Genomic DNA, 10,596 nt, shown 5'->3' with positions numbered 1-10,596 from the left:
AATGTGTTAGTGCCTGATGATGGCGAGTCTTACACATTTTAAGTTCAGAAGGTTTGATCGAATCAGAAAAGAAAAATTTTCATCCTTTTCCATGATTTAATACGCCGATTAAAACGATGCCGACTGAAGAGGACCAGGTTACCGTTTGCTTTACTTTTGAAGGTACGCAAATAGGTGAATGGTTTGGTATATCCCCCCAGCAGGAAAAACCGTAAGGTTTTCTCTTGTGATGCTTCTGTGCATTACGGACGGCAAGATCATTGAGAAAAGATTTCATATCGATGTGCACAATATTCTCCGTCAGCTTGGCACGAATGCTTAACGCTTTAACAGATAACCGTATGACAATTTCTTCCCTTGGCTCATTAGTTGAGCAATCAAAAGACCCTCTTACAGGGTCTTTTGATTATTCTAAAAGCTATGGATGTGACAATTAAAGAATGATTACCGCTTTCATACCATTCCTAATATCTTTTTCTTTCTTGGGGAGTCGATATTATCGAAGCGCAGGAAGAAGTCTTAAATTTCAATCGCCTTTATAGTATTAAGGATAAATTTTAATCAAGACAACCCAAGAAGAAATATTACTAAAGGAGTGTTTAACATGACTAATATGAAAACTACTGTAAATATCGTTTGGCATGACGGGTTAAAAGGAAACGGATCTCTTAAAGCGGACTTTCTTGACACAAAGGTCGCTATCCCAGCAGCATTTGGTGGCAGTGGAAATGGATCCTCTCCAAAAGAACTTCTAATCGCGTCTGCGACAGCTTGCTACACATCAGTTCTTGTATCGATGACTGAATCCAGAGAACTTCCTGTAACAGAAGTGACAGTAAATTCTGAAGGGTTTCTATCTGACGATGAATTAAAGATTATCCATCATCCTTATATAGTTTTATCTGAGGGTGTAACAGAGAAACAAATTGAAGCAGCAAATAGATTGTTTGCAGCAGCTGATAAGGGGTGTACTGTAGGAAATCTATTAAAAAAAGCTGATGTCAAAATCGAAATCCAAGGTAAAGTCTCCATTAAATAAACTAACTCATTATTTAAACAGCTAGTCTGGTACAAAGGAAAAGTGGTTCCCAAACTTATAATTTGAGAACCACTTTTCCTTTTTCTATGTTTACGTAGCCTTTTTCAAACCGGTCGATGAAGAGAGCATATTATTGAAGATCACCCAGGAAAGTCCTTGTACCTTAATGGAAGAAACGTCTTCAAATTTAATGGGCAGCAAATATTGATTGCTCGGGAATTATAACCTGATTAGATCTTATTCATTTTCATTCAGAGCTTACTCTCTAGATAATGCAAATCTAAATAAATGAAAGATCATTAAAAATATAATTTATATTACTTGCATAAACGATAGAAATAGAGGTAAATGGAGATTTCCAACCTAAAATTTCCATTGCAAAAATTACACCTTTTCCAAAAGACACTAAATAAGGATTATAACGACGCCTTTCCTAATTGTCGGCAAAATCAGCAGCCATTTTAAACTGAATTAGCAATTAAGCTACTGCTACTCTCCAATTGTTTTATCCATTTGCTTTAATACCGCTGCATAGATGATCATCACCAGTGCACCTTCTCCACTTTTATTGCTTTTCCCATTAGCTTCTAATTCATTCTTCATAATAAAAAAAGTATTCTATAACCGTTATATAATTAATTTAACGGAATATCTCATTATTAGTAGGTTCCCTACTGAATGAAAGTCCCTCTAATTTAAATTTACATGTTCACGCACCAATTCTTAAGAAAGTATTATTTATTAATCACAATCGATAATTTGTAGTTTACATAATTGTTCAATTCTGTTAAGAACTCATCTAATATTTCATTGGATGGAAATTTACATTCAAGAAGATAACAACTATTTCCACTGACTTTATAGTTATTCATTACATATTTTCCTTTTGTTTTAATAAAGGATAGATAAGGTTGATGATGCGTGCTTTTTGTATAAATATCTATTATTGCGTGGACAGAATAACCCATTTTTACTTGATTGACCTTAATTGTATACCCTTCAATAATGCCGTTATCCTCTAATTTCACTACTCTAGCTGAAGCGGCCTGCCCTGTTAAATGAACTTTTTCACCTAATTCCTTCATTGTAATACGGCTATTTCTAGATAATTCATCTAATATAAGCATATCAGTGCTATCTAACATTTGATCAACTCCTCTTAATAATCAGGTTAAGCTACAAAAAACATAGTTTGATCCGTGTATTGTTAATTGGTCATTTCAACAACCGACTACAATCTTTTGCGATTCTTGGAATCACCGGCCTGCACCTTCTGTCCCCTACCGCCTTGCACAGAAAAAAGAACGTTCACAATAGAAATGCTTATAGGTGCGTTAGGATGGTAAATTGTTTAGCAAAGAACATTCTGCCACAACTAGGAATGCCCTTTTAGGTTCTCCTCATTATTATTCCTCTCTATTTGTATATTTATTATTTCTCAACGCACCGTTTAACTTGGAGCGTTTACGCTTACCTGGAGAGAAAAATTAAGGACACATACAATTGATATAAAACAGGTGAGAAATCTACGTAACGAAGAGGCTAAAACGATATACTTTCATACTTGAATTCAACAATATGTAATAGTATAGCTATGTTCAAAAAGAAAAGCAAAATGAATAATTATCAACGAGTACAGCTGATTCCGCCATCTCTTGTCTGATGGATTCAGTAATATTAAACGTCCGATTCCTTTAAGAAAAAGGCAACTATTCTCCTTCTCCTGAACAGCAGAGCCTAGAGACCCATAAAGAGACGAAGCAGCTATTCAGTCTTGCTGCGCTGGTCAAGGAACGAAAGTAGATGGTATTAAACGAATGAAGAAAATTTTTGGTATAAGCAATTTGCAGTATCTTTCTTATCTCACGAAACATGGACAACTATAAAGCCAAGGAGCACTGGGCAGAAGGTGTCACAACCAGCACTATCACTGAAACCTTTGAATAAAAACGAGCTACCCACGTCACTCGCAAGGTCAAGGTTAGGTTATATTAATATGAATTCACGATTTTCAAGCGGTACACTGGACGTAGCATGAAGAAATAAGAACTTGTTATTTATACACGAGCGCAAATTCACCGATCTTCAAATGTTTGCCCGTTGAGTGACAGCAAGAAAGCAGGAGACCTCCCGCTTTCTTGCTGTCACTTTTTAAAAAATACATACTATTCAGGGTGCTTGATTTAATTTCCCTATCATTGTTTAGGCTTTTGGAATATCAATTGGATAATATGACTGGTTCCTTGATGAAACTTCCCCTCATTTCTTTCTGCTTCACCTGTATAAAAATGTTGGATATACCATTCTGCAAATGCATTTAATAATTGAACAGGCGTATGCAGTAGGTGAATATCTCGGGGGCCGCCAGAATGAAAATGTATCTGCTCGGTGGAATACAATTCAGCCACATACACCCCACCAGGTTTTAGTGATTTCTTGATGCCCTCTACGGTCTTTTCAAAAGTAGGCTTTGGAAAATGACCGAATACATGAATGACCGCATCCCATTTATTATCAGCCCAATCCGCTTTAGCCAGATCGCAAAATTCTGCTTTTACAGTGACTTCTCGTTCTAAAGCTAAGCTTTTCGTTTTTTCAATGCCTGACAGAGCATAATCCCACGTTGTTACGTGAAATCCTTTTTCAGCTAAGAATACCGCATTACGACCTTCTCCCTCCGCGATGGAAAGAACTTCACCTGCTGTTTTGATTTTTTGTGCAGCTAGACGAACAATCTCACTCGCTTCCTTGCCGTATACATATTCATTGTCCTTAAATCGTTCATTCCACATGTTCATTTTTTATCCTCTTCTCCATTATGTACGACATTAAATGGTTTACTTATTGTTTTAATGGTTAATGGTTGTACATTCTATTCAACCTGGCATTCAGTTTGAGCTAATACTTTTTCCTGCTCTACTATTGAAAACAGCTTTTATATATCCTGTTTTTTTCGATTGCTTTATTCTCTTAAAAAATGAAAATAAAAATTAGATATGGCGAAAAGGAGTCATTTCTGCCCCCCTGTGTTTTCTGGTTAAAAAATTCTTTGAAGGGCCACTATAAGTCCAAATACCAATCCTAGTATAATACTTGGAAATATTATGGAAATTTCCTGTTTTGCGGGCTGAATCTGCTCTTTACGCATGTCCCACTTTTTCAGCTTAATACGTTTATAATTTTGATTAGCAATGAATAGTCTCTTTTCCAGTTTAAGATGATAAAACATCAATCCAAATTTTAATCGACGTACCTAATATCAACAATACTAATACCGCCTGTAGTACTTTTGTGTTCACTTTTTGGCCAGCTTTGGCTCCCAGCGGTGAAGCCAGTAAACTGGCGATAATCATGATCGCTGCCGGCTCATATAGAACCTGCCCGGTTGTAACTTTACCAACTGTTGCACCAATCGATGAAATAAACGTAATGGCAAGGGAAGTGGCAATCGTCATCCGGGTTGGAATCTTTAAGACAACGAGCATAATCGGCACAAGAACAAATGCCCCGGCTGCGCCAACAATGCCTGCGCCAACTCCAACGATAAAAGCGAGCCCTGCGGCCAGCCACTTATTAAAAGACACCTGATTAAGCGGAATATCATCGATCCCTTTCTTTGGAAGAAACATCAGAATGGCCGCAATGGCTGCGAGGATGCCATATACAACATTGATGTCGCCTTCGGACATCAAGCCAGAGCCATAGCCGCCGATAAAGCTTCCGATCAAAATGCTTGTTCCCATATATAGAATCAGCGTTTTATTTAAATATCCGCCTTTCCGGTATGCCCACACACCGGCGATCGTGGCAAAAAAGACTTGAATAGCGCTGATTCCAGATACTTCATGAGCACTAAATGCCGTAAGTCCGACCAAGGGAGGGATATATAACAGCATCGGATATTTAATAATCGACCCTCCGATCCCGACCATTCCAGAGATAAAGGAACCGATAAAACCGATTAAAAAAATGGCTATGATAAATGTAAAATCCATTTTTTTCTTCTCCTTTCAAAAGAAGAAAAGGTATCAAACCGATACCTTTTCTTTTTCTTATCAACCTTTTTTAATCCAGAATTTTAATACATTGCCCTCTTCGGCCTGATCCAGCAGTTCGTGGCCGCCTGATTTTGTCCAGGCCGCAAGGTCCGCTTTTGCGCCTTTATCGGTCGCGTGGATTTCCAGCACTTGTCCAGATTCCAGTTCATTCATGGCTTTTTTCGTTTTCACAATCGGCATTGGGCAGGCAAGACCCTTGGCGTCTAATACTTTATTTGCTTTCATGTCAATCTCTCCATTTCTGTTTTTAATAGTTGATTTGTGTTTTATCGAACCGCACAGCGGTTTGGCCCGATTTCCATTTCACGCTGCTGTTCCTCATCCGGCGCGATTTTCCCCATGTTTGTCTGGCGGATCTCCTGGTAAGCATTTGGCTGCGGCGGCAGGTTGCCGGTTACCAGCTCTCTAAACTCTACTTCGTCTTCAATATTCAAGCCGTGATTTTTCTCAAATAGGGTGCCAAGTTTCTCGGATACACTGCCATCCTCATTCAACTCTTCAATAATCATAAAGTGGGCAGGCAGTACGATCAGGTCATTGGATAGTTCTTTAAAGCGTTTATAAAGTGTCTCACGTAGATCCCCTATCCAATCCTGTGCCAGTCCGGCTAAATCAGGACGACCAATCGAGTCGATGAAGAGAATATCTCCTGACAGCAGGTAAGCATCATCTACAATAAAAGATGTGGAACCAACGGTATGGCCTGGAGAATATAACGGCTGAATCGCAAGGGTTGTGCGTCCGATCGTCACACCTTTTCCTTCTTCTAACGGCTCATAGCTGAATGTAACTTCTTCGGCATCTTTTGGGGGAAGCCAGTATACAGCTCCTGTGGTTTCGGCGATTGCCCGGCCGCCTGAAATATGGTCGGCGTGAAGATGTGTATCAAACACGTGTGTAATCTTGAGCCCCTTTTCTCTCGCAAAATCCAGGTACACATCGGTCATCCGAGTCGCATCAATTATTGCTGCTTCTCCGTTTGACACTACCATGTAAGAGAGGCAGCCTTTTCCGATACGGACAAACTGGTACAGTTCGCCGCCATCTTTTAAATCGCCTGCTTTCACTGGTTCTAAGTATTCGCTCCAAGCTTTCATGCCGCCTTGAAGATAAGAAACCGTTAATCCTGCTTCAGAAAGCATATCGGCTACCATAATGGATGAGCCTTCCTTGGCACAGACCACCACGATTTCTTTATCTTGTGGGAGCTGCGGCAGGATTTCTTCTACTCCATCCAAAAGATCAAAGTAAGGGACATTTAAGTGCTGAATATTGTCCCCTTCCACTTTCCAATCCTGAAAGGCATCTTCGTTCCGGACATCTAAAATAAAGAAAGACTCTTTTTGAATCACTTTTCTTGCTACTTCTTTTGCTGTCATTACATGTACTGACATTCCACACTTACCTCCCAGGGTATATTTTGATTTAAAAATTTTTAACTTTTTTATTTTTAGAACGTTAACGTTACATTCGCATCTTTTGCAAATTCTAAAAAGGTAACCGCTCCGCCCACTTCAATTCCGTCAATAAAAGCGTTCTTCTCAAGCCCCATAACATCCATCGTCATCTGGCATCCGATAAAGGTAACGCCCATTTCCTTCCCTATCTCTACCAATTCCGGGATAGAAGGCGCATTTGACTTTTTAAAGCCTTCGGCAAAATGTTCTTTTCCTTCCGGCATCGGAAGCTGCTGGTATGCTTCTTTGTGAATGAGGTTAAGCCCCTCAAAGGTAAAGAAAATTGCTGCTTACTGATCACTTGCAGCAGCTGTTGCAATGTTGTACACCTTATAAGCATCAAATAATCCACCATTTGCGGCAATAATCGCTGTTTTTCTAGTCATGTTTTCTCCTCCCTTATTTAACCATTTTTCCTTTCCATTCACACATGCCAGGTACTACGTTGATTAACTTTTTAAAGCCTTGTTTGCTCATTGTTTGAGCAGCCAGTTCACTTCTCCGTCCTGAGTGGCAGATGACATAAATGATTTCATCTTTTTCCAGCTCATTTGAACGCTGTTCCACTTCACCAAGTGGAATATGAATCGCATTTTCAATATGTCCTTCTTGGTATTCATCTGCTTCACGCACATCTAAAATCGTAATATGTTCGCCATTTTCAACTTTTTCTTTAAAGTCCTCTAATGAAATTTCAGGAATGACAATAGTTTCTGATGCCACATCTGCGCCGCCCTTACGAAGGAAGTGCCGAAGAATATCTCCTTCTGTTTCGGTTCCCAAGTATTCATGCCCTGTGCTTTTTGCCCACGCCTGCAGATCAGCCGTTGAACCTTTATCCGTTGCCTGTATTTCTAATACCTGGCCCGGTTCTACATCCTTCATCAGTTTTTTCGTTTTTACAATCGGCATTGGACAAGCAAGTCCTTTTGCGTCTAATACATGGTTTGGTATAATCATTCTTTTTCCTCCTTATCTTTTAAACCTCTAGGGGTATATAAATGAATAAAAAAATTATTCAGTAGGTCCTTGCCACTCATTCATACCGCCTGTCATATTAATAACCTTGTATCCACGTTCTTTCAATAAATTAGCAGCCATTAAACTGCGGCCGCCTGAACGGCAGACAACAATATGTTCTTTAGATTTATCAAGGTCCTGTAACCGAAATTCCAGAAGTCCTAAAGGAATATTGACTGCTCCTAGAATCTTGCCTGCGGCGACTTCGTCTGTTTCACGGACATCGATGATAGAAAGCTCTCTTCCTTGGTTTCTTAAAGTTTCCACTTCATTTGGCAACATTTGTTTCATTACAATTCCTCCTCATATCCTGATCACCAGGCACTCATTCCGCCTTTAACATTCGTAATGTGCTCAAAGCCGAGCTTTTTTAATATCTTGCTTGCCTTGCTGCTTCTCATTCCACTTTGACAGATGACGAAGACTTCTTTTTCTTTCGACAGTTCGTTTGCCCGCTTTTGAAGCTCATGTAGAGGGATGTTTTTAAATCCATTGATTCGATTCAACTCGAATTCATTGGGTGTCCGTACATCGATAAACTGATTGTTTTTCACGATTAATTCTGATTTTAGTTCAGCTGGTGTAATATGCTTAACGCCTTTAACCCGAGCAAACCTGCGATACAAAAACCATGACAAGTATACACCTAACAAAATATTGATGAACGTACTTGTCTCAAACACCGTGTTCGATACCCCCTTTTCTTTATCCATCACCTTAAATAAATAAGTTTACATTTCCGTTTTCTGCGTCCGCTAAGTAAGCTGCTACTCCTGCATATTCAATGTTTTCCAGCAGTTCTTCTTGCTGCAATCCCAGTAGATCCATCGTCATTGTGCAGGCAACCAGTTTTACATCCTGTTCTTGCGCCATTTCAATCAATTGCGGAAGAGTCATCGCATTATGTTTCTTCATTACGTGCTTGATCATTTTCGGGCCCATTCCAGCAAAATTCATATTTGACAAGCCCATTTTATCTGCACCGCGCGGCATCATTTTAGCAAACATTTTTTCAAGAAATCCTTTTTTCAGGGCCAATGGTTCACCTTTACGCAAGGTATTTAATCCCCAGAAAGTGTGAAAAATCGTTACCTCGTGGTCGTAAGCAGCTGCTCCGTTTGCAATGATATAGGCGGCCATGGCTTTGTCATAATCTCCGCTGAATAAAACAATAGTGGTTCTTTTCTTTTGTTCAGTCATTTCCTTCTCCTTTACTATTACCCGTACAGGTATATTTAAATGTAAAAATTTTTTTGTTTCGAATGCAGAAACAAATCATTATTTTCGTCTCTTAGGTTAATAATTTATTTTTAACTAACCTCTTATACCTATATGGGTATATTAGAATGAAAAACTGACTTCGTCAACTGTTTGATTTGAGTTTTTTAATTATCTGCTTTTTACCAGTAGCTCTACCGCTTCTTTCACTAGGGTATCTGTTTCTTCTCCTGTTTTAATGTTTTCTCTGATGCACTGTTCCAAATTTGTACTGACAATCACTCCCATCGTCCGGTCAATAGCACTACGTACAGCGGACAATTGCATCACAACTTCCTTGCAGTCTTTCCCTTCCTGTATCATGTTCATGACACCCCGGATCTGTCCTTCAATTCGTTTTAACCGGTTTTCGATTTTTTTATCGTATACCACAACAAATGTCTCCTTTCTGTTTTTGGTTCCATTGGCGTTTTGTCAGTGAGTAACTGGCCACTTCAAAGCCTTTCGCTTTCAAATACCGTAATCCCAAATTTAACTTGAGCTGATCTGTGGCTATCACATGAATGCCAACAGGCGGGATTTCCTGATAGTTCTGCTTGAGATATGCATGCGGGATATTTATATATTGCTTATACCCTTCATTTTTGGCATCACGGTAATCTCTAATATCTACTATCACCAAGTGGTTTTTAACAAAATGCCTTTCTCTTATAAAAGCAATTATATATATAAAAGTAAATATATAAATAAGAAAACGAAAAATAATAGTATACAAATGTCATACATACAAGTAGAAAAAAAGAAGATATAAATAAAACAAGCTGATTGAATAATGAAATGGACTCTCTCTTGAATATCCCATGATAAGGACGATGATGGAGCAGCATCCAGTTGTCAAAATGGTCTTTTCGGACGGACGAGGACAGTTTGCGGATTTTTTCTTATCGGAAGTGCTGGCGTACCGTTTTGGGAAAGAGCATCACTTAATGATCAAGGAAGTCATACCGGAATGATCAGTGATATGGATTACCGCATGTTGTTTACTTATTAATGGAGAGATATTGAGAATGTTAAAGAGGGGCGATTTACCTTGATTAAAATTGAAGACCAAACAGCTTTTGAAAATAATCGATTGAATTTTTGGAAATGCGAGTGTAAAGAGGAACCTGCGTATCGTATATGTATAACGTGGACGGTGAATATAGGAAAACACTCGTTGATTTTTGGGATCACTACAATCAGTTTCCTTTAAAAGTTATCCATACACGTGTGTGGAAAATGGATGACCAACAGGATTACGACAAGGTATACAAACTTAGAATCGATGTTATTCAGTCAGGAGAAGAATTGAATCAGATGCTGGATGAGGTTGGGTGGAAGTTGATGGATGAGACCTTCTTTATTACCAATTCATCGAAACCTATACAGTTAGAAACGTATCCCGTTATATGGTCAAGAAAGTTATTGGGAGAAAAACCTTTATTTGAGCTGGGGCCAGGAGACACCCTGAAGGAGGTCATTTTGCATGGAAATTCTTTTCTAATTGGCACACAGGATCACAACTTGTCCACTAAAAAACAGGGAGAAGAAATGATCCTTCGATGAAAAGAAAAACACAGCCAGGTATGGACCTGACTGCAGAAATGGCTTCGTTGTAGGAGTTAAAATTTTAAATAGTAAGTACAAAACAATAACAGTATGAACTCATAAAGAATGTATTATGCAATCCCGAACAAATAAAAAAATCCGAAGAAACAGCGCTCTTCGGACAAATGATGAGATGTGTTTTTACCCTACCCGAAAA

Annotated in this window: 14 protein-coding genes and 1 pseudogene; 4 read left to right on the top strand and 11 right to left on the bottom strand. The window is 38.8% G+C overall.

The features are described from left to right. Positions 1-178: 178 nt before the first annotated feature. Both VP97_RS24915 and VP97_RS13110 read left to right on the top strand, forming a co-directional pair. A complete protein-coding gene (locus VP97_RS24915) occupies positions 179-322 on the top strand; it encodes an ester cyclase (RefSeq protein ID WP_156153497.1) in 144 nt (47 codons plus the stop codon). 282 nt (positions 323-604) lie between these two features. Then, positions 605-1,039, top strand: coding sequence for an OsmC family protein (locus VP97_RS13110; protein ID WP_050182305.1), 435 nt, complete (start codon positions 605-607; stop codon positions 1,037-1,039). Positions 1,040-1,773: 734 nt separating this feature from the next. Here VP97_RS13110 and VP97_RS13105 read toward each other — a convergent pair. The 11 genes and pseudogenes from VP97_RS13105 to VP97_RS13050 all read right to left on the bottom strand — a co-directional run bounded on the left by VP97_RS13105 (position 1,774) and on the right by VP97_RS13050 (position 9,224). Beyond that, positions 1,774-2,184 carry an Lrp/AsnC family transcriptional regulator gene (locus VP97_RS13105; RefSeq protein ID WP_050182304.1) on the bottom strand — a complete coding sequence of 137 codons (411 nt, stop codon included), beginning with the start codon at positions 2,182-2,184 and terminating at the stop codon, positions 1,774-1,776. A gap of 1,050 nt (positions 2,185-3,234) precedes the next feature. After that, positions 3,235-3,831: a class I SAM-dependent methyltransferase gene (locus tag VP97_RS13100; protein ID WP_342667322.1), complete on the bottom strand. Its 597-nt coding sequence runs from the start codon at positions 3,829-3,831 to the stop codon at positions 3,235-3,237. A 420-nt stretch (positions 3,832-4,251) separates the two neighbouring features. Then, positions 4,252-5,034, bottom strand: coding sequence for a sulfite exporter TauE/SafE family protein (locus tag VP97_RS13090; protein ID WP_050182301.1), 783 nt, complete (start codon positions 5,032-5,034; stop codon positions 4,252-4,254). Positions 5,035-5,094: 60 nt separating this feature from the next. Beyond that, a complete protein-coding gene (locus VP97_RS13085; protein WP_050182300.1) occupies positions 5,095-5,322 on the bottom strand; it encodes a sulfurtransferase TusA family protein in 228 nt (75 codons plus the stop codon). Between the two features lie 41 nt (positions 5,323-5,363). Then, a complete protein-coding gene (locus VP97_RS13080) occupies positions 5,364-6,491 on the bottom strand; it encodes an MBL fold metallo-hydrolase (RefSeq protein WP_050182299.1) in 1,128 nt (375 codons plus the stop codon). Positions 6,492-6,547: 56 nt separating this feature from the next. After that, positions 6,548-6,940, bottom strand: a pseudogene (locus VP97_RS13075) (DsrE/DsrF/DrsH-like family protein). A gap of 13 nt (positions 6,941-6,953) precedes the next feature. Next, on the bottom strand, positions 6,954-7,514 hold the full coding sequence (locus tag VP97_RS13070) for a sulfurtransferase TusA family protein (RefSeq protein WP_050182298.1): 561 nt from the start codon (positions 7,512-7,514) through the stop codon (positions 6,954-6,956). A gap of 54 nt (positions 7,515-7,568) precedes the next feature. After that, positions 7,569-7,865, bottom strand: coding sequence for a rhodanese-like domain-containing protein (locus VP97_RS13065; protein WP_050182297.1), 297 nt, complete (start codon positions 7,863-7,865; stop codon positions 7,569-7,571). A gap of 23 nt (positions 7,866-7,888) precedes the next feature. Then, positions 7,889-8,287 carry a rhodanese-like domain-containing protein gene (locus VP97_RS13060; RefSeq protein ID WP_050182308.1) on the bottom strand — a complete coding sequence of 133 codons (399 nt, stop codon included), beginning with the start codon at positions 8,285-8,287 and terminating at the stop codon, positions 7,889-7,891. A gap of 4 nt (positions 8,288-8,291) precedes the next feature. Next, positions 8,292-8,774, bottom strand: coding sequence for a DsrE/DsrF/DrsH-like family protein (locus tag VP97_RS13055; protein ID WP_050182296.1), 483 nt, complete (start codon positions 8,772-8,774; stop codon positions 8,292-8,294). A gap of 189 nt (positions 8,775-8,963) precedes the next feature. Next, entirely contained in the window at positions 8,964-9,224 is a 261-nt protein-coding gene (locus VP97_RS13050; protein ID WP_050182295.1) for a metal-sensitive transcriptional regulator, read from the bottom strand. A gap of 440 nt (positions 9,225-9,664) precedes the next feature. On the opposite strand from VP97_RS13050, the gene VP97_RS23880 reads away from it, so the two are divergent. Next, positions 9,665-9,805, top strand: coding sequence for a hypothetical protein (locus VP97_RS23880; RefSeq protein WP_172656766.1), 141 nt, complete (start codon positions 9,665-9,667; stop codon positions 9,803-9,805). A 166-nt stretch (positions 9,806-9,971) separates the two neighbouring features. Continuing rightward, on the top strand, positions 9,972-10,397 hold the full coding sequence (locus VP97_RS13040; protein WP_050182293.1) for a hypothetical protein: 426 nt from the start codon (positions 9,972-9,974) through the stop codon (positions 10,395-10,397). Positions 10,398-10,596: the final 199 nt, after the last annotated feature.

Source organism: Domibacillus robiginosus (assembly GCF_000966195.1).
Lineage (GTDB): Bacteria > Bacillota > Bacilli > Bacillales > Domibacillaceae > Domibacillus > Domibacillus robiginosus.
Note: the sequence above shows the minus strand (reverse complement) of the source record. Positions and strands in the feature narration are given on the sequence as shown.

Bases quoted from the DNA above. Each gene is read 5' to 3' on its own strand.
- VP97_RS24915 (WP_156153497.1), top strand. From the start codon at position 179: ATGGTTTGGTATATCCCCCCAGCAGGAAAAACCGTAAGGTTTTCTCTT.
- VP97_RS13110 (WP_050182305.1), top strand. From the start codon at position 605: ATGACTAATATGAAAACTACTGTAAATATCGTTTGGCATGACGGGTTA.
- VP97_RS13105 (WP_050182304.1), bottom strand. From the start codon at position 2,184: ATGTTAGATAGCACTGATATGCTTATATTAGATGAATTATCTAGAAAT.
- VP97_RS13100 (WP_342667322.1), bottom strand. From the start codon at position 3,831: ATGTGGAATGAACGATTTAAGGACAATGAATATGTATACGGCAAGGAA.
- VP97_RS13090 (WP_050182301.1), bottom strand. From the start codon at position 5,034: ATGGATTTTACATTTATCATAGCCATTTTTTTAATCGGTTTTATCGGT.
- VP97_RS13085 (WP_050182300.1), bottom strand. From the start codon at position 5,322: ATGAAAGCAAATAAAGTATTAGACGCCAAGGGTCTTGCCTGCCCAATG.
- VP97_RS13080 (WP_050182299.1), bottom strand. From the start codon at position 6,491: ATGTCAGTACATGTAATGACAGCAAAAGAAGTAGCAAGAAAAGTGATT.
- VP97_RS13070 (WP_050182298.1), bottom strand. From the start codon at position 7,514: ATGATTATACCAAACCATGTATTAGACGCAAAAGGACTTGCTTGTCCA.
- VP97_RS13065 (WP_050182297.1), bottom strand. From the start codon at position 7,865: ATGAAACAAATGTTGCCAAATGAAGTGGAAACTTTAAGAAACCAAGGA.
- VP97_RS13060 (WP_050182308.1), bottom strand. From the start codon at position 8,287: ATGGATAAAGAAAAGGGGGTATCGAACACGGTGTTTGAGACAAGTACG.
- VP97_RS13055 (WP_050182296.1), bottom strand. From the start codon at position 8,774: ATGACTGAACAAAAGAAAAGAACCACTATTGTTTTATTCAGCGGAGAT.
- VP97_RS23880 (WP_172656766.1), top strand. From the start codon at position 9,665: ATGATGGAGCAGCATCCAGTTGTCAAAATGGTCTTTTCGGACGGACGA.
- VP97_RS13040 (WP_050182293.1), top strand. From the start codon at position 9,972: ATGTATAACGTGGACGGTGAATATAGGAAAACACTCGTTGATTTTTGG.